Consider the following 23,527-nt stretch of genomic DNA (forward strand, 5'->3'; position numbering starts at 1 on the left):
CGTAGACCGCGTGCAAGCGCAGCGCGGCACAACACCGATCTCTGGAGATTACGACAATGCAACTGGGTGTTTGCTACTACCCCGAACAATGGCCCGACACGATGTGGGCCGACGACGCGCGACGCATGGTCGACATGGGCATCACGCACGTGCGTATCGCCGAATTCGCATGGAGCCGCATGGAGCCGCGCGCGGGCGTCTATGAATGGGCATGGCTCGACCGGGCGATCGACACGCTGGCCGGCGCGGGCCTCAAAATCGTGCTCGGCACGCCGACGGCGTCGCCGCCGAAGTGGCTCGTCGAAGCGATTCCCGACATGCTGCCGGTGCGCGCCGACGGCACGACATGGAAATACGGTTCGCGCCGTCACTACGACATTTGCAGCGAGCCGTACCGGCGCGAATGCGTGCGCATCACCGAAGCAATGGCCGCGCGCTACGGCGCACATCCGGCCGTCGTCGCGTGGCAGACGGATAACGAACTTGGCTGTCACGAGACCGTGCCGAGCTATTCGAACTCGGCTCGCCAGCGGTTTCGCGGATGGCTCGCGCGCCGCTACGAGACCGTCGGCGAACTGAACACGCGCTGGGGCAACGTGTTCTGGAGCATGGAGTATCCGTCGTTCGAGTCGATCGAATTGCCGAACCTCACGCCGACGGACGCGAACCCGGTTCATCTGCTGGACTTCCGCCGTTTCATGTCCGACGAGGTGACGAGCTTTCATCGGGAACAGGCCGAGGTAGTGCGGCGGCACGCGCCGCATGCAGACGTGCTGCACAACTTCATGGGCTTCTTCACCACCTTCGATCACTACCGCTTCGCCTCGAACGGCAGCATCGACGTGGCGACGTGGGACAGTTACCCAATCGCCCGCACCGAAGTCATTGCGCTCGCGGAAACCGACAAGGCCCGCTATGCGCGCACCGGACATCCCGACGTATCGGCGTTCGATCACGACCGCTATCGCGGCATCGGCCACGGCCGTTTCTGGGTGATGGAGCAGGAAGCGGGACCGGTGAACTGGGCGCCGTGGAATCCCGTGCCCGCGCCCGGCATGGTGCGGCTATGGGCCTACGAAGCGTTCGCGCACGGCGCGGAACTGGTGTCGTATTTCCGCTGGCGTCAGGCGCCGTTCGCGCAGGAGCAGATGCATTCGGGCCTGCACCTGCCCGACAACACGCCGTCGCCCGGCGGTCGCGAGGTGGCGCGTGCGGCGCAGGAAATCGGGAAGTCTGCGGAACTCTCGGCACTCGCGCAAAGCGGGCCGGCGGGCCGCGCACCCGTCGCTCTCGTGTTCGACTACGAGACGCAATGGATGTTCGAGATCCAGCGCCACGCCAAAGACTTTGACTATCAGACGCTCGCCTTCGAGTACTACCGGACCTTGCGCGAGATGTCGCTGGACGTCGATATCGTATCGGCGCACACGGACCTGGAAGGCTACGCGCTGATTGTCGTGCCGGGGCTCGCGGTCTTGCCGCCCGGCTTCGTCGACACGATTCGCCGCTCGGGCGCGCAGTGGGTGATCGGACCGCGTACCGGCTCGAAGACACTCGACTTCGCGATTCCTTCCGAACTGCCGCCGGGACCGTTGCAGACGCTGCTGCCGTTCAAGGTGCTGGAGGTCGACTCCTTGCGCCCGAGTCTGCAACCATCCACCACGCTCGGCGGCGTGTCCGGGATCGCACTGCATTGGCGCGAGCATCTGGAAACGCGCGACGGCGTCGAAGTGCTGGCGCGCTTCGACGACGGCTGGCCGGCTGTCGTCGCGCGCGATCGCGTCCGCTACGCGAGCGCATGGTTCGATCCGCCGTTGCATCGCGCGTTGCTCGAAGCGGCGGCACGCGATGCGTCGCTGAATCCCGTTCACCTGCCCGAAGGCGTGCGCATTCGCAGGCGCGGCCCGCTGACTTTCGCGTTCAACTTCGGCGCGCAAGCCGTCGAAGCGCCTGCACCGGCAAACGCCCGCTTCGTGCTGGGCAGCCGCACGCTCGGCACCGCGGACGTGTGCGTGTGGACGCAGGCATGATGAGCGTGACCGCTCACGCCGACGCCGACGCAAACACCGGCAGCGCGGCCGGCGGCCATGCAACGCTCACGCTGAGCATCGACGCCAGCGCGCCCGCCACTGCGCCGTTGCATCACACGCTGCGCGTCGGTACGTCGACCTCGCCCGACGGCAGCACCATCGGCATCAACAGTCGCTATCTAACGCGCGACGGCGAGCCGTGGCTGCCGGTGATGGGCGAGATTCACTACGCGCGGCTGCCGGCCAGTCAATGGGACGACACGCTTCTCAAGATAAAGGCGGCTGGCGTCGATATCGTCGCGTCGTATGTCGTGTGGCGCCATCACGAGCCGCGCGCGGGCACTTTCGACTGGAGCGAACGCCTCGACTTGCGACGCTTCGTCGAAACATGCGCGAAGCGTGATCTGCTCGCGTTGATTCGTGTAGGGCCGTGGGTGCATGCGGAGGTTCGCTACGGCGGGCTACCTGGCTGGGTCGTCGATCAGATGCCCACGCGCGGCGACAACCCGCTTTATCTGCACTACGTGGCAAGACTTTTCTCGCAGATCGCCGCGCAGCTGCACGGCCTGTTATGGAAGGACGGCGGCCCTGTCATCGGCATCCAGCTCGAGAACGAGTACAACCTGAGCGGCCCGCAGCAGGGGCCCGCGCACATCGCGACGCTCAAGCGCCTCGCGCGCGATGCGGGGCTCGACGTGCCGCTGTACACGGTGACGGGCTGGGACAACGCGGTCTTTCCGCGCGGCGAAGTCGCGCCTGTGTTCGGCGGCTATCCCGATCTACCGTGGGGCGTGTCGCCGCACATATCGCCGCCGAACGAGGTCTATGGATTCCGCTTCGCCAGCCGGGTGGGTGGCGATCTCGGCGCTCAGACGCACAGCGACGCGCCGGGCGACGCCGACGCCGTCGCGCACGAAACACCCTTTCTCGGCGCGGAGTTCGGCGGCGGCGTGCCCGCAATGTACCGGCGGCGGCCGGTCCTCGACGCCGACGACATCGCCGCGATGCTGCCCGTGCAGCTCGGCTCGGGGGTCAACCTGTACGGCTATTACATGCTGCACGGCGGACGCAATCCGCCCGGCGACATGGACGGCCAGGAATCGACCGCGAGCGGCGGCTACAACGACGTGCCCATCGTCAATTACGACTTCCAGGCTCCGTTCGGCGCGAATGGCGAGGCGCGCGAAGTGCTCGGCAAGCTGCGGCCGATTCACCTCTTCCTCAGGCAGTGGGGCGCAGTGCTTGCGCCATGTAATGTGTATGCACCCGACATCGTGTCGCACGGTCCCTCCGACCTTGCGACGCCGCGCTTCGCCGTACGCGCGAACGGCGACCAGGGGTTCCTGTTCTTCAACAATCACGTCCGCGAACATGCGATGCCAGCACATCGAGGCATGCGTTTCTCGGTGAAGCTTGCGAGCGACAGCGTCGCGTTGCCTGCGGAGCCCGTCGACATTGTGCCAGGCACATCGTTCATCTGGCCGATCGGCTTGCGATTCGGCAGCGTGCGGTTGCGTTACGCGACCGCACAGCCGGTGACGCAGATATCGGGCGACGATGGCGATGTTCATGTGTTCGCGGCCACCGATGGCGTCGCGCCCGAGTTCGCGTTCGACTCCCACAGCGTAGCGACGATCGCCGCGCTGGAAAGCAGTATGACGCCCGCGCCTCGCGGCGAGCCGGCGTTTAGCCAGCATGAAGCCGCCGGCGTGCTCGTCGTGCGGTCGCACAACGGCGCGGCGTTCGTCGTCACGGATCGCGGCGGCGCGCGCCTCGTCTTCGTCACGCTATTGCGAAAGGACGCGGAGAGACTGAGCGTGTTGCAGTTCGACGGCCGGCGCAGACTCATATTGAGCGACGCGTTTGCTTTCGAACGCGACGGCCATCTCGTGCTGCGCTCGAAAAGTGCTTCGGCGTTCGATGTCGATGTCTATCCGCCGCTGCTTCAGTTGCCGTCCGCATTACAGGTGGATCACGCAAACATCGACGCATCGAGCCAAGGCATGTTCCAGCGTTTGCGTGTGCACGTTCCGCATTCGGCATTCGACGTGCGCGTCACGCCGCTTCGCGCGTCGCAAACCGTGCCGCCCGTCATGCGCGGCGGCACGGCCAACGCCGCTGTCGCGCCGTTGCCGGAAACGTTCGGCAAGACCGCAGCCTGGCGTATCGATGTGCCTCTCGACGCGCTCGACGCGCATGGTCTGGGCAACGCTTACCTGACGATCCGCTATCGCGGCGACGTGGCGCGCCTTTTCGGCGGGACGCAACTGATCGACGACCACTTCTACAACGGTTTGCCGTGGCGGATCGGCGTGCGCAATGTGGCGATCGATCCGGACGCGCCGCTCATGCTGACCATTCTGCCGCTGCGCGCCGATGCGCCAATCTATCTCGCTCCTCGTCATGATCCGCGTCCAGGCAGCGGCGAGCAGATCGCCGAACTGGACAGCGTGACGTGGGAGCCCGAGTACGAAGTGATTCTGGCGCCGATTCCGCCCTCGCGCGACGTTGGATGAAACCGGGTGCGAAGGCGTCGGTCGCTCGTTGCTAGCGTCGAGCGTGCAGGTCGCGAGAGGGCGCCCGGTACCTCCCTGCGGAGCCGTCCACCTCGTGCGGCAGACGCAGACTCTCCCACGGCACGATGCTGCCACGGTTGCTGGTCGCAATGAGCGCCCTCGCCCGCTCCGTCAGCGCTGGATGGGCGGTGAAGAACACCTCGGTCCGCTTTGCGCTGATCGCGCCAAGATCAGGAATGCTCACCGTGAGATCGGCCAGCGTGACGATCGCCTTCGAGTGCAACGCGCGCACTGACCTCGCCGGAAACCACCGTTAAACGGGGTCGGGGATCTCTGGTTCGGGTGGTTGCGAGTGTCGCAGGGCCTTGATCGCCAGCGCAACCGCTTCGCGTGGCGCACGCGTTCGCCGACGGCGATGGTGCAGCAGCGCGGCCAGATCGTCGCGTTGAGCGCGCGCCGGATCTGGCCCGACACACCTGCATCGAACGCCTGTCCTCTGCGTTCCTCGGCAGATAGCGGCCGACTGCGTCTCGCGAAGGGAGACCGGCGTACCAGGCGTGCAGCGCGACAGGCTCGTCTGCATCAGCAAAATCCCAGTTATCGACGGACAATCACTTGCGCGTCGTGCGCACTGCGCATCTCCAGGCGCCGAAAACAAAACGTCGAGCTTGACTATCGGAGAAAGCCTCTGCAACCGAAAGGCCCACTGCAGCCGGCCGGGAGCGGTGAGCCTATCGGCTTGCAACGGCCCCAGAATCGGTAGGTTGCCACCCTCCTCCGAGCGCCTTGAACGCGGCGACGGCTGCGCGCGCTGATTCCGTTTGCGCCTGGACCCGCGCATCCGAGGCGCGTAGCAGGTTGTCGTCGGCCTGCAGGACCTCAATCAGGCTGACGACACCTTTTTGATAAGCCGCAAACGAGGCGGCTCGCGCCCGGCCGAGCGAGCTCACACCCTGCGCGAGAACGGCAGCCTGCTCCTCGCGCTTCACGAGTGCAGAGAAAGAATTCTCGACGTCCTCCGTTGCGTGCAATGCGGCAAGCCGGTATGCGGCGAGCAACTCGGCGTCCTGACCTTTGGCTTCATTGATCTGGGCATTGATGCGGCCGAAGTCGAACAGACGCCAGCGCAGACCCAGCACACCAGCGGCCTGACTGGCGCCGCTACTGAACAGGTTTCCGCTGGCCACAGAGGTGGCGCTTCCAATCAGTCCTCTGAGCGACAGCTTGGGGTAATACTCAGCGATTGCCACGCCTATACGCGCGTTCGATGCAGCGAGGCGCCGCTCGGCCACGATCAGATCGGGGCGACGCCTGAGCAACTCGCCTGGCGATCCGGTTCCTGCGATTCGCGGAGCGGCCGGGATATCGCCGCCCTCGAGGAGCTCCGCCCGATACGTGCCGGGCTGTGCACCCAGCATCACGTCCAGCGCGTTCATGGCCGCATCGAGACCGGCCTCCAGCACCGGGATGGATGCCTTCACCTGCGCCAGCGCGCCTTCGGCCTGGCTCACCTGAAGATCGGCCGCCAGCCCCTTTCCGTACAAAAGGTTGATGGTCGAGAGCAAATCCTGCTGCGTTTGCAACTGCTTGCGGGCCACCTGCAGACGAGCCTGTAATCCGCGAATGGTGATGTAGATGTCGGCAGTCTGTGCTGCCACAGCCAGGCGCGTGGCCGCTTCGCCCGCCTCTGAAGCCTGATAGTCGGCAAGGGCTGCTTCCCGCCCGCGGCGCAGGCCGCCAAACACATCCAGTTCCCAGCTCGCGCTGACATTGGCTTCGTAGTCGTTGCCGTAGCGATCGAAACCGGCCGTTGAATTCAGGACACGTCCCAGCGGAGTTTCAACCGACTGGTAGATCCGGGCCGCCTGGCCGCTGACATTGCCAGAAGGCAGCAGCGCCGCATTCGCTGCCCCGAGTCCCGCGCGCGCCTGCGAGACGCGCGCGGCGGCTTGCGCGAGGTCCAGGTTCTGCTCCAGCGCGAGCGTAATGAATTGTGCAAGCTGCGGATCGCCGAAACCCGTCCACCACGTGACCAAGTCTGCACTCGCGGCCGCCTGACGGTGATCTACCGCGGCCTGGCCCAGAAAATGGTCCGGCATGGCTACATCGGGCCGGCTATAGTCGGGACCGACAGCGCAGCCCGCCGAGAGGCTGGCAGCGATGAGCGCGGCGAGAAGATGTTTGGGTAGCATGAGCGTCTTTGCGAGATCCTAACCGTGACTATAATACCAAATAGTCACTAGTTGTCCACTCCTGTATGCTTCGTCCATGAAAAACATTCCCACGCCCTCCGCAGTTCCCGCGCGCGGCCCGGCTGATCACGAAGTACGAGACCAGATCGTTGCCGCCGCTACCGAGCACTTCAGCCGGTATGGCTACGAGAAAACAACGGTCTCCGACCTTGCCAAGGCAATCGGGTTTTCCAAGGCCTACATCTACAAGTTCTTCGAATCGAAGCAGGCCATTGGCGAGATGATCTGCATCAACTGCCTGCGCGAAATCGAAAGGGAGGTGCGTGCAGCCGTCGCAGAGACCGATCTGCCGCCTGAGAAGTTAAGACGGATCTTCAAGGTCTTCACCGATGCTAGCCTCAGGCTGTTTTTCCGGGACCGCAAGCTGTACGACATCGCAGCGTCGGCCGCCACGGAAAACTGGCTGGCCGTGCAAGCCTATGAAGCACGTGTTCAGCAGCTGCTCCAGGAAATTCTGCAGGAAGGCAGGCAAAGCGGAGACTTCGAACGCAAGACACCGCTGGACGAAACCGCGATGGCGATCTATCTGGTATTGCGCCCTTACCTCAACCCGTTGCTTCTGCAGTACAACCGCGACACCACCGACGTCGCGCCTGCACAGCTGTCCAGTCTGGTACTGCGAAGTCTGTCGCCCTGATGCGATCGCGCGTTGTGACTCTTGACTGATTTGGTCACTCGAACAATAATGAAGTCCTTCATCACCTCACCGATGGGACTTTCATGTTCTCGCGTCGCCTCGCCACTTCCGCACTCGCCTGTGCGCTGCCGTTTGCGCTAGCGGCCTGCGGCGAAAAAGCACCGTCTGATCCACGCACCGAGGTGCCGCTGGTGCGCACCGCCATCGTTCAGCGCGCCGTGCCCGCGTCCCGCACATTCACGGGGACCGTCGCGGCACGCGTGCAAAGCGACCTGGGTTTCCGTGTTTCCGGCAAGGTGCTGGAACGGCTTGTGGATACCGGCCAAACCGTCAGGCGCGGCCAGGTGCTGATGCGTCTCGACCCCATCGATCTCAAGCTGGCCGCACAGGCCCGGCAGGAGGCGGTCACCGCTGCCCGGGCGCGAGCGCAGCAGACCGCGCAGGACGAGGAGCGGTATCGAGACCTGCGCGGCACGGGTGCGATTTCCGCTTCGGCCTACGACCAGGCCAAGGCGGCCGCCGATGCAGCCAAGGCGCAGCTCAGCGCGGCCGAGGCTGACGCCGACGTGGCGCGCAATGCGACGGGCTACACCGATCTGGTGGCGGACGGCGATGGCGTCGTGATGGAAACACTGGCCGAACCGGGCCAGGTCGTCAGCGCCGGACAGCCTGTGGTGCGACTGGCCCACGCGGGCCGCCGCGAGGCTGTGATCCAGCTTCCGGAAACTCTGCGTCCTGTCATCGGGTCGGTCGCCCAGGCGGCCCTGTTCGGCGACAGCGGCGCCAGCGTGTCAACCACGCTGCGCCAGCTCTCGGATACGGCAGATCCGCGTACCCGCACCTTCGAAGCACGTTACGTGTTGCAGGGTGCGCTGGCCGACGCGCCGCTAGGCGCGACCGTCACGATCGAGATACCGGACGCACGCGTGGCGCTCCAGGACGGCATGCAGGTGCCGATCGGCGCGGTGCTCGACGCGGGCAAAGGGTCCGGCGTGTGGGTAGTCAACGGCGAGCCGGCCAGGGTTGCATGGCAGCCGGTGACGGTCCTTCACCTGGGCGACGACAGTGCGCGCGTGTCCGGTAAGTTGAAGCAAGGCGATCGCGTCATTGCCCTCGGAGCCCATTTGCTGCGCGAAGGCGAGCAGGTTCGCGTGTCCGGCCAGGCCGTCGCGATGGCGAACGAAGGAGCACGTCCGTGAGCGAAGGCCGATTCAATCTCTCGGCGCTCGCCGTGCGCGAGCGTTCCATCACCCTGTTCCTGATCTGCCTGATATCGCTGGCCGGGCTCCTGTCATTCTTCAAGCTGGGCCGCGCCGAAGACCCGGCGTTCACAATCAAGGTGATGACCATCGTCAGTGTATGGCCGGGCGCCACCGCGCAGGAGATGCACGATCAGGTCGCCGAGAAAATCGAAAAGCGCATGCAGGAGCTGCGCTGGTACGACCGGACCGAGACCTACACGCGGCCCGGCCTGGCGTTCACAACGCTGACGTTGCTCGACAGCACACCTCCGGCGCAAGTGCAGGAGGAGTTCTACCAGGCCCGGAAAAAAATCGGCGACGAGACAGCCAACCTTCCGGCTGGCGTGATCGGCCCGATGGTCAACGACGAATATGCGGATGTCACGTTTGCCCTCTTCGCACTGAAAGCGCGGGGCGAACCGCAACGGCTGCTCGTGCGCGATGGCGAGACGCTGCGCCAGCGGTTGCTCCACGTGCCGGGGGTGAAGAAAGTCAACATCATCGGCGAGCAGGCCGAGCGCATCTACGTCCAGTTCTCGCATGAGCGCCTGGCAACGCTCGGGGTCAGCCCGCAGGACGTGTTCGCCGCGCTCAATGGCCAGAACGCCCTGACGCCAGCCGGCTCGGTGGAGACCAAAGGTCCGGAAGTGTTCATTCGCCTGGACGGCGCCTTTGACAACCTGCAGAAGATCCGCGACACGCCGGTCGTCATGCAGGGCCGCACGCTGAAGCTGTCGGACATTGCCACCGTCGAGCGCGGTTATGAAGATCCGGCGACATTCCTGATCCGCAACAACGGCGAGCCCGCGCTGCTGCTCGGCATCGTCATGCGCGACGGCTGGAACGGGCTCGATCTCGGCAAGGCACTGGACAGCGAGGTCGGCGCAATCAACGGCGGGCTGCCGCTGGGCATGAGTCTGACGAAGGTCACCGATCAGGCCGTCAACATTCATTCGGCGGTCGACGAGTTCATGCTCAAGTTTTTCGTCGCCCTGCTAGTGGTCATGTTCGTGAGCTTCGTGAGCATGGGCTGGCGCGCGGGCCTGGTGGTTGCCGCCGCCGTGCCGTTGACGCTGGCCGTCGTGTTCGTGGTGATGGCCGCGACCGGCAAGAACTTCGACCGCATCAGTTTGGGATCCCTAATCCTGGCGTTGGGCCTGCTGGTGGACGACGCGATCATCGCCATTGAAATGATGGTGGTGAAAATGGAGGAAGGCTACAGCCGTGTGGCCGCCTCCGCCTATGCCTGGAGCCATACCGCCGCACCCATGCTGTCGGGCACAATGGTGACGGCGGTCGGCTTCATGCCCAACGGCTTCGCGAGGTCCACGGCAGGCGAATACACCAGCAACATGTTCTGGATCGTCGGCATTGCACTGATCGCATCGTGGGTCGTTGCCGTGGTCTTCACACCCTATCTCGGTGTGAAGATGCTGCCCGACTTCAAAAAGGTCGAAGGCGGGCATGACGCGATCTATGACACGCCGCGCTACAACCGCTTCCGTCAGCTGCTTACGCGCGTGATCGTGCGCAAATGGCTGGTCGCCGGTTCGGTCGTTGCCCTCTTCGCCCTGGCCATCCTCGGCATGGGCGTGGTCAAGAAGCAGTTCTTCCCGATCTCCGACCGTCCCGAAGTGCTGGTCGAAGTGCAGATGCCCTATGGCACATCGATTTCACAGACCAGCGCCGCCTCGCAAAAGGTGGAGGCATGGTTGTCTGATCAGAAGGAAGCCAGGATCGTCACGGCTTACGTCGGGCAAGGTGCGCCGCGCTTTTTCCTGGCCATGGGACCGGAACTGCCCGATCCATCGTTCGCGAAAATCGTGATCCGCACGGACAGTCAGGAGGAACGCGATGCATTGAAGGCGCGACTGCGGCGAGCCATCGCCGACGGTCTTGTTCCCGAAGCACGCGTGCGCGTCACGCAACTCGTGTTCGGGCCGTATTCGCCGTTTCCGGTCGCCTATCGCGTCACCGGCCCGGACCCGGACAAGCTGCGTGGAATCGCGGCTGAAGTTGAGCGGGTGATGCAGGCGAGTCCGATGATGCGCACGGTCAATACCGACTGGGGCACGCGCTCACCAGCGTTGCATTTCGTCTTGCAACAGGACCGCTTGCAGGCGGTGGGACTGACGTCCAGCGCCGTCGCACAACAGTTGCAGTTCCTGCTCACCGGCACACCTGTCACTGCGGTGCGTGAAGATATCCGTACCGTACAGGTGATCGCCCGTTCGGCCGGCGATGTGCGTCTCGACCCTGCCCGGCTCGGCGACTTCACGCTTGCCGGCGCGAACGGGCAGCGTATTCCGCTGTCGCAGGTGGGTAAGGTCGATGTACGCATGGAGGAGCCAATCTCGCGTTGGCGAGACCGCGTGCCGACAATCACGGTACGCGGCGACATTGCCGACAACCTGCAGCCACCGGACGTCTCAACGGCTATCACGACGCAGCTTCAGCCGATCATCGCGAAGCTGCCCAGCGGCTATCGCATCGAGCAGGCGGGCTCCATCGAGGAATCGGCCAAGGCAACAACCGCCATGTTGCCGCTGTTTCCGATCATGCTGGCGATCACGCTGGTCATCATCATCCTTCAGGTGCGTTCGATCTCCGCGATGGTGATGGTGTTCATGACCAGCCCACTCGGCCTGATCGGCGTGGTGCCAACATTGATCCTGTTCGGACAGCCGTTCGGCATCAACGCGCTGGTCGGTCTCATTGCGCTCTCGGGCATCCTGATGCGCAACACGCTGATCCTGATCGGGCAGATTCACCAGAACGAAAATGCCGGACTGGATCCGTTCAACGCGGTCGTCGAAGCCACTGTGCAGCGCGCGCGCCCGGTGATCCTCACGGCGATGGCGGCGATCCTGGCCTTTATCCCACTGACCCATTCCGTGTTCTGGGGAACCCTCGCCTACACGTTGATCGGCGGCACGTTCGCCGGGACGATTCTCACACTCGTGTTCCTGCCGGCCATGTTCGCGATCTGGTTCAAGATCCGCCCCGGTAGCCCCGCGGGTTCGAACAAGAGCCGGGATCACCTGTCATCGCGTTATGAACCGATGACGCAGGATGCGCTCGACGCGCGTTAAACACCCTCAGTTCACCAAACGGAGTTGTTCATGTCGAATTCCACGGTTGTGGTTGTGACCGGCGTGTCATCGGGTATCGGACGCGCCACCGCCGAAAAGTTTGCAAGGCGGAACGAGCCTGATCGGTGCCGTGGAGGAAACGTCGACTGCCGCGGCAGAACGGAACTCTTTGCAACCCAGTCCGAACGCATCCGGAATCGCAGATATGGAAAATCAGAATTGCGAGTCGTCGATGCCCGCAATCGGAGATATCTCCGACCTCGCGCTCAACCACTTTTTCGCCCAGCGCGCAATGCGCGCATTCTGGGCTCATTTCGACGACGCACTGCGGCATACGGACGTCAACGCCTCGCAGTTCTGCATGCTCGCCTTGCTACATCGACGCGAGCCACTCGTTTTCGGCGACATGGCAGCGCAACTGGAAATGGACCGATCAAATCTGTCGGCCATTCTGGCGCCACTGTTCCGCCGCGGGCTTATCTCCGCGATCCCCACGAAGGAGATCGACGGAAACGCCAGCTCGGGTGTCCTGATAGGCGCGCATCCAGGGGATCATTGCTGTAGCCACAGCCTTTTCGGCCTTCGGTCGTCACGACGCTCCTGGCGGCCGATCCCTGCCTGACGCGTCCGGCTCAGTTCGACCCGCAAGCGGTCTTCCAGTCTTCCCGCTATCAGTCATTCGTCGGGCACGAGTTGTAGCTGGACGTCCTCGATCGTCGCAACATGCTCATCGGTCCGACTCGGGCGCGCGACTCGCGGCCCGAACCGAAAGCCTCAGGCGGAACGGTCGCAAGACACGAGTTATCAGTTTCAGACGACGCGTCGCGCCGTGCAGCGGTTATTCATGAGCTTTCGTGGCGAGCAGTTAGCATGCGGCGCTATACCGCGGCCATAGGAGGGGCGCACGGCGTCGGCCGCGGGGCGTGTGGGAGCAGAGCCGTCATCGCGCGGACCAAATGGTGCGTCACCCGCTTGTTTGACGCGTAGTACAGCAACATCTCGCATGCGACCAAGGCGCGCGGACCTCCCCAACTTCTCAAGAGTGCGCAACGCAGTCAGAACAGAACCATGCGGATCAACGTCAGCGAATGGTCAGGCTACAGAGTGCCCCCGCGCTGCTTCGAGGACATAGAACCATTCTTCGCGCGTCAACGCGATGCTGGCGCCACGCGTCGCGTCGCGGATCCCGTCGACGCGGCCTGTTCCCGTCAGCACAACGGGACGGCTCGGCAACCGAAAGACCCATGCGTAGGCGAGCGGTATCCAGTCCGGCAGCCCGCGATCCCGCTGTATCCGTTGCAACGCTTCACGCACACGCGAGCCGGTCTTGTTGGACTCGTCGAAAAACCGTCCGCCACCGAGCGGTGACCAGATCATCGGCACGACGTCCGTGGCATTCATCGCCGTCAACGTGCCGTCGTCGAGCGGCGCCGTGTGGAATGGCGAAAACTCGATCTGATTGCTTGCTAGCGGCACACGCGCTCCCAGCCAGTCGAACTCACGCGCGGAAAAATTCGACACCCCGAATGCGCCGATCTTGCCTTGCGCGACCAACTGACGGGCCAGCTCCGCCAGTTCGTCCCGATCGAGAAGCGGATCGGGGCGGTGTAGCAGAAACAGGTCGAGCCGCTCACGGCCCAGCACCGACAACGCTTCATCCACGCTTCGCCGCACGTGAGCCGCGCTGCTGTCGTAGTGCTTGACGCGCGCCCCGCCGCCGTTGGAAGAAGGCAGCCGAATGCCTGCTTTGGTGATGATCTGGATGTCGTCGTTGTTGCCGCCGCGCGCAGCCAGCGCTTCGCCAAAAAACGCTTGCGCGGCACCCCCGCCATAAATATCGGCAAGATCAAAACTCGTCACACCCAGAGCCACACACTCGTCGATGAAGCGCGCCAGCCCCTCGCGCGACATGTCCCAGCGCATCGCGCGCCACATGCCCGCGACGACCTTCGAGACCACGACGTCTCGCGCAAGCGCGACGGCGGGCACGCGTTCGATCATGCGCGTGCGCCCCGCTCGGCATACCACTGCGCCACACGTTCCGAACGATAACGCCGCCCGCGCGCGGTGATTTCATCGCGAATACGAAGCGGTTGCGGATCGAAGAGACGCGCGTCCATCGTCCTCAGATCTCCGGCGACGCGGGGGCGAAACGCCATCTGCCCGATCACGTCGCGCTCCAGATCGACACCTGGCGCAATTTCGATCAACTCGAGGCCTTCGTCGCCGAGCCGGAACACGGCGCGCTCGGTCAGATACAACGCGGTCTGCCCACGCTCGCGCGCGAACGCTGCGCTGTAGCAGACCTGCTCGATCGATTCGACGAATTTACGATGCCGCCCTTCACTGCGGATCACGGTCCGGCCGCCTTCCCAGCCGACATCGAGACCGCCCGCCGTCAGCGTGCCGCTGAATATCACGCACTTCGCGTTCTGGCTGATGTTGATGAAGCCGCCAACCCCGATGATCTTGTCGCCGAAACGGCTGATGTTGACGTTACCTTGCGGGTCGACTTCCGCAAACGACAGAAACGCGAGATCGAGGCCGCCGCCGTCGTAGAAATCGAATTGCGACGGCTGCTCGATCATCGCGGCAAAGTTCTGGCCGCCACCCGAATCGCGTCCGGTGAGCGGAGCGCCGCCGATAATGCCCTGCTCATTCGTCAGTACGACCGCGTCGAGCAGACCTTCTTCAGCAGCGATCGTCGACAGCCCGGTCGAAACGCCCGCGCCAAGATTGCACACCGCGCCGGGATAGAGTTCGAGCGCCGCGCGCCGCACGATCACCTTGCGCGGCCCGAACGGCAAGGGCTTGATCTCCGATAGCGGCACGCGCAGTTCGCCCGCGTAACTCGGATCGTATGATGTCGCGTACGTCTGCGGCTGATCCGGCACGACCACGACGAAGTCGACCAGAATGCCCGGCACCTTCACCTGTTTGGGCGGCAAGGTCTCGCGCCGCGCCACCCGTTTAACCTGCACGATCACGACACCGCCCGCGCGGCGCGTTGCCTGCGCCATCGCCAGCATCTCACCAAGCACGGCTTCTTCTTCCATCGTCACGTTGCCGTCTTCGTCGGCGGTCGTGCCGCGAATGAAGGTCACGTTCAGCGGCAACGGCTTGAACCGCAGATATTCCTCGCCGTCGAGTTCGATTACTTCAACGAAATCGGCCGGCGTGCGCGGACTTTGCCGCGCGCCCTGCTGCCGCGGATCAACAAAGGTATGCAGGCCTGTTCTGGTAATCAGGCCGGGACGCCCCGCCGCCATCTCGCGCATCAGCTGCGACATCACGCCCTGCGGCAGCGTATATGCCTCGATCTTGTCCTCCGCCGCGAGCGTGACGAGACCGGGCGAATCGACCAGTGCACTTGTGATCGCGCGCCGCAGCAGGCCTTCTTGCGCGAGATGGCTCGCACCCAGGGCCGCGCGATCGCCGACGCCGACGATGCTCATCGAGGTGATACCGCGCGGCGCACCTTCGCGTTTGAACCGTTCGCCGACCGCCGCCACCAGCGCGTCGGGCACCGCGTGCCCGCCCCCCGATCCGCTGATGAGCACCGTGTCGCCGTCTCTTACGAGCGAGGCCGCTTCTTCTGCTGTAATGATCTGCATGATGTTGTCCGATGATCCGCTGCAATGCGCCGTTATGCGCCTTCTGCCTGCTCACTCGCCCTTCAGTTTCTTCGCCCAGCGCATGACGTGTTCGCCGACCGCGACAAGTTCGCCGCGCTGGTTGAACACTTCGTTCTTCGCAATGCTGCGGCCTTTTTCCTTGTCGATCCTGATCACCTCATAAACGACGGTGATCGTATCGCCGAGCGCGACCGGTTTCAGGAAACGCAGCTTGTCGTAGCCCGACGAGACGGGGAAATCGCTGAGATTCTCTTTGTGAATCACATGTTCGATCGACAGCGTCGAAGCGGTCGACATATAGCCCACCATCAGTGCGCCATGCGCGATGCGTCCGCCGAGATTCGACTTCTCGCGCGCGTACTGTTCGTTGACGTGTGTCGGGCTGAAATCGCCCGTGATGCCGGCGAACAGCATCACATCGGTTTCCGACACGGTCTTGCCGAAGGTATAGCGTTGACCGACTTCCACGAAATCGAGACCTGACTGCTCCATGCTTTAACTCCTTTACACCACAGTTCGATAACGTGCGACACAGGTGTCCAGCACGTCGTCGCCGTCGCGCTTCCACCAGTTGTCGCTCGAGAAAATTTCCACTTCGATGAAACCGTCGAATCCCGCCTGTTCGATCTGGCCGCGCAGCCGCGCGATGTCGATGACGCCGTCGCCCATCATGCCGCGATCGTTGAGCATGTCGCGGGTCGGCACGAGCCAGTCGCAAACGTGAAAGCCAAGCAGCCGTTGCTTGCCGGCACGCGCGATCTGCGCATCGACTTTCGGGTCCCACCACACGTGATAACAATCCACCGCGACGCCGAGATCGCCTTGCATCGTCGGGTCGAGTGCGTCGCACAGGTCGAGCGCATGTTCAAGCGTATTCACGCATGCGCGATCGGCGGCGTACATGGGATGCAGCGGCTCGATCGCGAGCGGCATGCGAAGCGACTTCGCGTAGTCGAGTGTGCGTGCAATGCCGTCCTTCACCTGCTCGCGCGCGCCGGCCAGATCGCGGCTTGTCGGCTCGCCCTCCATCGCCCCCGGCAAGCCGCCTACGACGAGGACCACGCAAGGCGCATCGAGTTCGCGCGCGGCGTCGAGTACACGCTGGTTACGCTCGAAAACCGCATCGCGTTCGCTGGCCTGCGCGACCGGAAAAAGACCGCCGCGGCAATAACCGCACAACTGAATCTGCGCCTCGCGCAGCAGGCGTTTCGTCTGTGCCACACCGACGCGCTCGACGTCGGCATGCCACGGTGTTATCGCGCGAATACCGCGACGCGCGCAGCCCTCGATGATGCGCTCCAGCGGCCATTGCCTGAGCGTCGCGGTGTTCAGGGCAAAGTGCTCGGGATGCTGTGAAAGATCGCGCATAACCAGTGCTTTCCTCATGCGAGCGTAGTCGGCATCATCATCAGCGTCTCGCCTTCCTGCACGACTTCACCGCGCTGATTCAGCACCTTCAGGCGCAACGTCGCGATCCCCCGATCGGGCCGCTTCGTCGGACGCTTGCCGATGACTTCGATATCGACATGAATGCGATCGCCGATCATCAATGGCGCGCGAAACGACCAGTTCCAGCCGAGTGTCGCGAGCCCTTTGAGCAGCACCGGGCAACGCGTCTTCAATCCGTCGGCGAGCGACAAACCGAGCAGGCCGTGCGCGATGCGCCCAGGAAAGCCGGCCTCCTGGGCGGCGACGTCGTCAACGTGAATGTCGTAATAGTCGCCCGAGACGCCCGCGAAATTGACGACGTGCGTTTCCGTCACGGTGATGCCCGCGGTGAGGTAATAGTCGCCGGCCTCGATGTCGTTCAATCCGTAAATGCCTGGCTTCAGCAGACGCCGCGTGTCACTGGCGACAGAGTCGCTCATTTTGATCTCCTTCCCGTTAGAGGACATTGAGTGCGTTCATCCGTGCAGATGCGCCGGCGGCATGGCAAAGGTGGGGGCATTGACTTCCGACAGTGCCGCCGTTGCGCGCATCAGCAGCGGCGCGAGTTCCTGCATGCGCTTCGCGGTCAAGCGGAACATCGGCCCCGCAATCGTCAGCACGCCAATCGGCTCGTCGTCCTTGCCGCGAATCAACGCGGCCATCGCCGAAGTGGCCGCCTCGACACTATTGGTCACCGTTGCGTAGCCGTTCGCGCGTGCACGGCGCAACTGCTTGAGAAACTCCTCCGGGGTACGCGGTGCGTTCGGGCCGTAATCCTCGTCCCGGCCGAAACCGGTCTTCATCACCCGCGCGAGCGCTTCTTCGTCGCTCATCGTGGCGAGCCAGACCAGCCCGGACGCCGAGCAGAACAACGGGGCTTCTGCGCCGCTGTCCGGGTCGTAGCGCAGACCTACCCGCGTGCCTAGCGACTTGGACACCCACACCAGCCGCTCGCCGTCGATCAGGCCGAGCCGCGACAGTTCACCCGAAACGCTCGCGAGTTCGTCCATCAGCGGCCGCGCGAGGTCGATCAGATTGTTCTTCGATACGAAACGGATGCCGAGCGACACGGACTTCAGCGACAGGCAGTACTGCCCCATCTCCCGTGTCTGATGCACGTAACCCATTTCGATCAGGCTGGTCAGCAAGCGATGCATTGCGCTTACCGGAATATCGAGTGCCTCCGAAAGCCGGCTCAGCTGCATGCCGTTGCGATCGGTCGACAGCAACTCGAGGATGGCCATGCCACGTTCCAAAGCGACGCTCATACGTTACCTACTCATTGCATGTGAATTGAATGGTTCGCACCGGACCGCGTTTATACACGATGCCCAAAAAATCCGGCCAGCGCGCGAGCCTGCCCTTCAATCATGCGCTTGCCGCCGATCGTGGTCACGCCTTGCGATTGCGCGGCGCGCATCAGCGCGGTCACGTCAGGCTTCGGCACGATGTCGAAAAGCACGTGCTGCGCGTTCATACCCGCGATGTCGACGGGTAATACGTCGTCAGGCTTCATTCCGAGCGGCGTCGCGTTGACCACGAGGTCGTGGCCGTCGAAAGTCGGTTCGGACGCTCGACATACGCACGACGGTGCGGCATTTGCCACCGCCTCAACGACCTGCCGGACGCGTTCGCCGTCAATATCGCTCAACGCAATCTCGCGCACGCCGCTTTGCGCGAGCGCGATTGCGATCGCGCGTCCGGCGCCGCCCGCACCGACCAGCAGCACGCGCTTGCCGGCCGGCGGATGACCGGCATCAGCGAGCGCGCGCACGAGACCGGCGCCGTCGAACATGTCGCCTTCCCATCGATTATCGGGCAGACGGCGCATCGCGTTCAACGCGCCCGCCGCTTGCGCGCCAGGCAACACATGGCTGACGAGCGACATCGCATCGACCTTGAACGGCACGGTGATGACGATACCGCGAAGATTACCGATCGCCATCAGCGAGCGCATCGTCTCACCAAAGCGGTCGCGCGGAACGTGCATCGGTACCAGCAGCGCGTCGATCTGCGCCTGCGCAAACAGCGCATTGACGACCTGCGGCGAACGCACCTGCGAAACCGGATCGCCGACGATCACGTACAGCGCCGTCGCGCCGGTCACCGGGATGGAGGACGCCGTGTTCATACGACGCGCTGGGTCTGCGTGCCCAGCCCTTCGACGCTCAGGCGAACCGTGTCGCCGCGCTTCAGATAGCGCTCCGGTTTCATGCCGAGGCCAACGCCGGGCGGCGTGCCCGTCGTAATGAGATCGCCCGGCATCAACACGACGAACTGGCTCACGTACGACACGATGGTACGGATCGAAAAGATCATGTCGCTCGTGTCGCTGTTCTGCACGCGCTCACCGTTCACCTCGAGCCAGAGCGGCAGTTTCTGCGGATCGGGGATTTCTTCGGCAGTGACGAGATACGGACCGATCGGACCGAACGACGGCGCGCATTTTCCCTTCACCCACTGGCCGCCGCGTTCGAGCTGGAATGCGCGCTCCGAAACGTCGTTGCACACGCAATAACCGAACACGTGCGATAGCGCGTCGGCCTCGCTGACGTAATGCGCGCGTTTGCCGATCACAAACGCGAGTTCGACTTCCCAATCGGTTTTTTCGGAGCCACGCGGCAAGACGATGTCGTCGTCCGGACCAACGATACAGCTCGGCGCCTTATTGAACAGAATCGGTTCCTCCGGCAGCGGCGCGTTGGTCTCTTTCGCATGCTCGACGTAATTCAGACCGATCGCCAGAAAATTGCCTGGCTGCGCAATGCACGGACCGAAACGTGTGCCCTTCGGTACTTCAGGCAGCGTGGTCAGATCGAGGTTGGCGAGCTTGCTTTCGAGGCTGGCAGCGATCGTTGCGGGATCGATGTCGGCAATCACGGCAGACAGATCACGATGCGTTCCGTTCCTGTCGACGACACCGGGCTTTTCCGCACCTACGGGACCAAAGCGAAACAGTTTCATGCGATTTCCTTTTGTTGAACATCAGCGCGAGGCGCTGAGGCTGTATTGCAGTTGATAGTTGCCGCGCGCGATCGCGCTGACGCCCGCTTGACGCAATGAATCGTCGGCCAGTTCACGTTCGGCGAGTGAATCGAGTGTCGCTTCGTCAGCGGCTTCGATCAGCAGCACGCCGTCGATCTGTGCATCGGGCGTGCCGCGCAATTCGAGCTCGCGCGTCGGCTTCGTTTGCCGCTGCACGCCGTCGAGCAGATGCGCGCCGACCAGGGCTGTACGCGCCGGCAAATCGTCGAGTATCCCGATCAGCGTGCTGATCGCCTGATCACGCGCGACAGACGGAAACGCAAAGCGGATTGTCTGCATCCACGCGCCCTCGCCGATACCTCGAGTGTGCGCGACGCGGCACATTGTTCGCGACGTGTCGACGAAGGTGGCGACTACCCTGGCGGTCCACGGCGTCGGATGATCGAGCCGGTCCCGATAGACCGGCGATTCGAGCACACCGAGCGATTCGGTTTCGTAGAAGTTGAAATAACGAGGCGAGCCGCGACTCGCGACGTAGCGACGGCCGCGCAGAAAACCCGGCAGACCGACACGCTCGGGGATATGTTCCGACACATGCCATGCAAGAAATTCCGCGTCGCCACCCGGTGCGATGCCGTTCCAGAATGCGAGCGCTGCGTTACCAAGCATCACGACGAATACCCTCCTGTTGTGGTTGCGCGGACTCGTCGTCTTGCGCGCCCGCATGTTCGATCGGAATGCCGCGTGTTTCACGGGTTGCCAGATAGATAATCAGTACGCCGAGCACATCGCCGAGCAGCGTGTAGAAGAACATCCCTTTCGGCAACGCAACCTTGAAATAATCGAGCGAGGCCAGCACGATGAACGGCGCAATGCCGCCGCCGATCACGCCAATGTTGTACATCAGTCCGACGCCGGTTGCGCGCACGTTCGATGGCAGATTTTCGGCCAGGATCGTCGGATAGATGCCGGATGCGCCGACGATCCAGAAGCCCGACAGGAACGCGAACGTGCAGCCGAGCGCGATCGAGACCGGCGCGAGATTGACGAGCGCGAACACGCAACAGCAGCCGATCGCGAGCATCATCGCAATTGCATTCTTGCGGCCGACGCGTTCAGCGATAAAGCCGGAACAGAAGAACCCGCAGATCTGTCCGATCGCACCCGCGCTGGTGATCATGCTCACCGACGCCGGCGGCATATGCAATTCGCGCAGATACGTCGCAAGCAGACCCTGCAGTGGCCATGAGCCGAATTGCAGCAGGAATTGCACGAGGCTCAGCACGAGCACGAGCTTGAGATGCTCGCGAAACAGCGTTGCGGCGGGCGATTTGCGCTTCGACACGAGACCTTTCTCGCGCGCCTTCAGCCACACCGGCGATTCCGGCACGAAACGCCAGATATACAATCCTACGAGCAGGCCCGGAATGATCCCTGCAAAAAACAGCGGACGCCAGCCGAAGTGCGGATAGATCAAACCGTAAAGCGTTGCCGCGAGCACGCTGCCAAAACCCCAGCCGGTGTCGAGAATGCCGATACCGATCGCGCGGTATTTCTCCGGCCAGACCTCGGCGATCATCGTCGAGCCGAGCGTAAGGATCGGTGCCATGCCGAAACCGAGCAACAGCCGGAACACGAACACCGCCGTGAAACTCCACGCGAGGCCGGTGAACGCCGCGCCCGCCGTGAACCACACGAGCGCGATCAGCATTGGAATCTTGCGGCCGATACGATCGCTCAGATTGCCGAACAGCATGCCACCGAGCCAGCGCACGCCGAAGGTCGCGAGAATCAGCAGCGACGCAGTGTGCAACGTGACATCGAAGGTTTTCGCGATGTCGATAAGCACGAAAGTGATCAGCAGAAAGTCGACGGCGTCGAGCGCCCAAAGGCACCACGCGCCCGCGAGCGTCAGCCATTGTGCGCGATTGATTTCCTGATACCAGCGCCGCTTTGCGGGCGCCGTTGCCGGTTGGTTCACGTTTGTCTCCTTGATTTGTCTATTAGTGGTTCAGCAACGCTTTGACTTTCGGGTGCATCGGCAACGGCTCGCTTTCGAGCCGCGCCTGCAAACCGAGCGAGCGATCGGAAAAGACTTCGGCGGGCATCGTTTTCAAATCGGGCGACACGTCGATCTCGAACGGAATGCGGTCGAGCACATCTTTTTGCAGGTCGATACCCGGTGCGATTTCAATCAACGTCAAGCCATCGCTCGAGAGCGAAAAGACGGCCCGTTCGGTGACGTAGAGCACGGTCTGCCCACCTTCGCGCGCGTTTTTTGAACTGAACGAAATCTGCGCGAGTGACTCGACGAACTTCGAATGGCGCCCTTCGGCGACGATCCTCAATTCGCCGTTCTCGACCGCAACCTGCAGACCGCCCGCGGTAAACGAGCCGCCGAACACCATCTTTTTGGCGTTCTGGCTAATGTTGATGAAGCCGCCGACGCCGACCAGGCGATCGGCGAAACGCGTGATATTGACGTTACCGGTATGGTCGATTTCGACGCAGGACAGGAATGCGATGTCGATGCCACCGCCGTCATAGAAGTCGAATTGATACGGTTGATCGACCATTGCCGCATAGTTGCGTGCCGCGCCCGCGTCGAGTCCGTTAGCAGGCGCGCCACCCGTCAGGCCCTGTTCGTTGGTCAGGGTGACGAGATCCAGAACGTCTTCGCGCGCGGCGACCAGACCGATCCCCGTACACACGCCCGAGCCGATATTGCAGACGGCGCCGCGCCGCAATTCCAGCGCGGCGCGCCGCGCGATTACGCCGCGTTCGTCGAGCGGTAGGTCAGGGAACGTGGCGAGCGGCGTCTTCAGTTCGCCAGCGAAGGAGGGGTCGTAAAAAGTCTGGTATGTCTGCATCTGGTTCGGCTCGACGACGACGAAATCCACCAGATTGCCGGGAATCTTTACGCTTTTCGCGGGCAGCATGCCCCGCTTCGCAAGCCGCTTGACCTGCACGATTACCACGCCGCCGCAGCGCCGCACCGCTTGCGCCATCGACAGCATTTCGCCAAAGATTGCCTCGTGTTCGTGCGAAATGTTGCCGTCCTCGTCGGCAGTCGTGCCGCGCAGCAACGCCACATCAGGTCTGAACGACTTGTAGAACAGCCACTCGCGCCCGTCGCGTTCGAGCAGCTCGACCAGATCTTCAGTTGCAATCGAACTTTGTTTGCCGCCCTGATGACGCGGATCGACGAATGTATTCAACCCGACATGGGTTGTCAGACCCGGCCGCCCACCCGCGATTTCGCGGATCAGTTGCGATAGCACGCCCTGCGGCAACGTGTACGCCTCGATGCGATTGGCCATGGCCAGTTTCGCGATCGGCGGTGCGTCAACGATAGTCCCGCAAACCACGCGCTTGAGCAGCCCCTCATGCGCGAAGTGACTCGCACCCAGCTCATCGCCGCGATTACCGAGACCCACCGGGTGAATCGCCGTGATCTTGCGCGGTCCCCCCTCTTCCTTGAAGCGTCGCTCGATTGCTGCGAGCAGTGCCTCGGGCACCGCCATGCCGGAGCCGGAGCCCGTGATCAATACCGTGTCGCCATCGCCAATCAATCGTGCGGCCTGATCCGCCGTACCCAGCTGCATGCTCGTCTCCGCTCTAATGTTGGAAATGTTTTCCAGAAAATGTTTTCAGGTTACGACAGGGAATGGGATTCGTCAACGTTTCGGCGCGTTTAGACCGGCGCAACGT

19 protein-coding genes and 1 pseudogene are annotated in these 23,527 nt (G+C 63.3%); 7 read left to right on the forward strand and 13 right to left on the reverse strand.

The features are described from left to right. Positions 1-56: 56 nt before the first annotated feature. Together BCA01S_RS06435 and BCA01S_RS06440 are read left to right on the forward strand one after the other, a co-directional pair. Positions 57-2,030, forward strand: coding sequence for a beta-galactosidase (locus BCA01S_RS06435; protein ID WP_027776222.1), 1,974 nt, complete (start codon positions 57-59; stop codon positions 2,028-2,030). Further along, positions 2,027-4,546 carry a beta-galactosidase gene (locus tag BCA01S_RS06440; RefSeq protein ID WP_027776223.1) on the forward strand — a complete coding sequence of 840 codons (2,520 nt, stop codon included), beginning with the start codon at positions 2,027-2,029 and terminating at the stop codon, positions 4,544-4,546. The genes BCA01S_RS06435 and BCA01S_RS06440 overlap by 4 nt, the downstream gene beginning before the upstream one ends. A gap of 31 nt (positions 4,547-4,577) precedes the next feature. On the opposite strand, the gene BCA01S_RS38980 is transcribed toward BCA01S_RS06440, so the two are convergent. Then, a complete protein-coding gene (locus tag BCA01S_RS38980) occupies positions 4,578-4,838 on the reverse strand; it encodes a hypothetical protein (RefSeq protein WP_027776224.1) in 261 nt (86 codons plus the stop codon). Positions 4,839-5,277: 439 nt separating this feature from the next. Continuing rightward, positions 5,278-6,738 carry an efflux transporter outer membrane subunit gene (locus BCA01S_RS06450; protein WP_027776225.1) on the reverse strand — a complete coding sequence of 487 codons (1,461 nt, stop codon included), beginning with the start codon at positions 6,736-6,738 and terminating at the stop codon, positions 5,278-5,280. A 76-nt stretch (positions 6,739-6,814) separates the two neighbouring features. Between BCA01S_RS06450 and BCA01S_RS06455 the strand changes: the two genes are divergently transcribed. The 5 genes and pseudogenes from BCA01S_RS06455 (at position 6,815) to BCA01S_RS34625 (ending at position 12,390) form a co-directional block, all read left to right on the forward strand. Continuing rightward, entirely contained in the window at positions 6,815-7,435 is a 621-nt protein-coding gene (locus BCA01S_RS06455) for a TetR/AcrR family transcriptional regulator (RefSeq protein WP_027776226.1), read from the forward strand. A gap of 83 nt (positions 7,436-7,518) precedes the next feature. Next, positions 7,519-8,634, forward strand: coding sequence for an efflux RND transporter periplasmic adaptor subunit (locus tag BCA01S_RS06460; protein WP_027776227.1), 1,116 nt, complete (start codon positions 7,519-7,521; stop codon positions 8,632-8,634). After that, on the forward strand, positions 8,631-11,768 hold the full coding sequence (locus BCA01S_RS06465; protein ID WP_027776228.1) for an efflux RND transporter permease subunit: 3,138 nt from the start codon (positions 8,631-8,633) through the stop codon (positions 11,766-11,768). Before BCA01S_RS06460 ends, BCA01S_RS06465 begins: the two co-directional genes overlap by 4 nt. 30 nt (positions 11,769-11,798) lie before the next feature. Then, positions 11,799-11,879: pseudogene (locus BCA01S_RS38985) on the forward strand (oxidoreductase); the annotation flags it as partial. A gap of 94 nt (positions 11,880-11,973) precedes the next feature. Further along, positions 11,974-12,390: a MarR family winged helix-turn-helix transcriptional regulator gene (locus BCA01S_RS34625; protein WP_244145965.1), complete on the forward strand. Its 417-nt coding sequence runs from the start codon at positions 11,974-11,976 to the stop codon at positions 12,388-12,390. Positions 12,391-12,860: 470 nt separating this feature from the next. Here the strand turns inward: BCA01S_RS34625 and BCA01S_RS06475 are convergent, their stop codons facing one another. The 11 genes from BCA01S_RS06475 to BCA01S_RS06525 are packed head-to-tail and all read right to left on the reverse strand — an operon-like array spanning position 12,861 to position 23,421. After that, on the reverse strand, positions 12,861-13,769 hold the full coding sequence (locus BCA01S_RS06475) for an aldo/keto reductase (protein ID WP_042318042.1): 909 nt from the start codon (positions 13,767-13,769) through the stop codon (positions 12,861-12,863). Beyond that, on the reverse strand, positions 13,766-15,382 hold the full coding sequence (locus tag BCA01S_RS06480; RefSeq protein WP_027776230.1) for an acyl CoA:acetate/3-ketoacid CoA transferase: 1,617 nt from the start codon (positions 15,380-15,382) through the stop codon (positions 13,766-13,768). The genes BCA01S_RS06475 and BCA01S_RS06480 overlap by 4 nt, the downstream gene beginning before the upstream one ends. Positions 15,383-15,433: 51 nt before the next feature. Beyond that, complete coding sequence (locus BCA01S_RS06485; protein ID WP_020067565.1) at positions 15,434-15,895, reverse strand: MaoC family dehydratase; 462 nt, start codon at positions 15,893-15,895, stop codon at positions 15,434-15,436. A 12-nt stretch (positions 15,896-15,907) separates the two neighbouring features. Continuing rightward, entirely contained in the window at positions 15,908-16,771 is an 864-nt protein-coding gene (locus BCA01S_RS06490; RefSeq protein ID WP_027776231.1) for a sugar phosphate isomerase/epimerase family protein, read from the reverse strand. A gap of 14 nt (positions 16,772-16,785) precedes the next feature. Beyond that, entirely contained in the window at positions 16,786-17,271 is a 486-nt protein-coding gene (locus BCA01S_RS06495; RefSeq protein ID WP_027776232.1) for a MaoC/PaaZ C-terminal domain-containing protein, read from the reverse strand. 36 nt (positions 17,272-17,307) lie between these two features. Continuing rightward, a complete protein-coding gene (locus tag BCA01S_RS06500; RefSeq protein ID WP_027776233.1) occupies positions 17,308-18,099 on the reverse strand; it encodes an IclR family transcriptional regulator in 792 nt (263 codons plus the stop codon). Between the two features lie 50 nt (positions 18,100-18,149). After that, the gene (locus BCA01S_RS06505; protein WP_027776234.1) at positions 18,150-18,962 is read right to left on the reverse strand and encodes a shikimate dehydrogenase family protein; all 813 of its coding nucleotides are present in this window, start codon (positions 18,960-18,962) and stop codon (positions 18,150-18,152) included. Then, the gene (locus tag BCA01S_RS06510; protein ID WP_027776235.1) at positions 18,959-19,795 is read right to left on the reverse strand and encodes a fumarylacetoacetate hydrolase family protein; all 837 of its coding nucleotides are present in this window, start codon (positions 19,793-19,795) and stop codon (positions 18,959-18,961) included. The genes BCA01S_RS06505 and BCA01S_RS06510 overlap by 4 nt, the downstream gene beginning before the upstream one ends. Positions 19,796-19,816: 21 nt before the next feature. Next, positions 19,817-20,488: a DUF4286 family protein gene (locus BCA01S_RS06515; RefSeq protein WP_027776236.1), complete on the reverse strand. Its 672-nt coding sequence runs from the start codon at positions 20,486-20,488 to the stop codon at positions 19,817-19,819. Further along, a complete protein-coding gene (locus tag BCA01S_RS06520) occupies positions 20,475-21,797 on the reverse strand; it encodes an MFS transporter (protein ID WP_027776237.1) in 1,323 nt (440 codons plus the stop codon). The genes BCA01S_RS06515 and BCA01S_RS06520 overlap by 14 nt, the downstream gene beginning before the upstream one ends. A gap of 22 nt (positions 21,798-21,819) precedes the next feature. After that, entirely contained in the window at positions 21,820-23,421 is a 1,602-nt protein-coding gene (locus tag BCA01S_RS06525; protein ID WP_027776238.1) for an acyl CoA:acetate/3-ketoacid CoA transferase, read from the reverse strand. Positions 23,422-23,527 lie beyond the last annotated feature (106 nt).

Source organism: Paraburkholderia caledonica NBRC 102488 (genome assembly GCF_000685095.1).
GTDB classification, from domain to species: Bacteria; Pseudomonadota; Gammaproteobacteria; order Burkholderiales; family Burkholderiaceae; genus Paraburkholderia; species Paraburkholderia caledonica.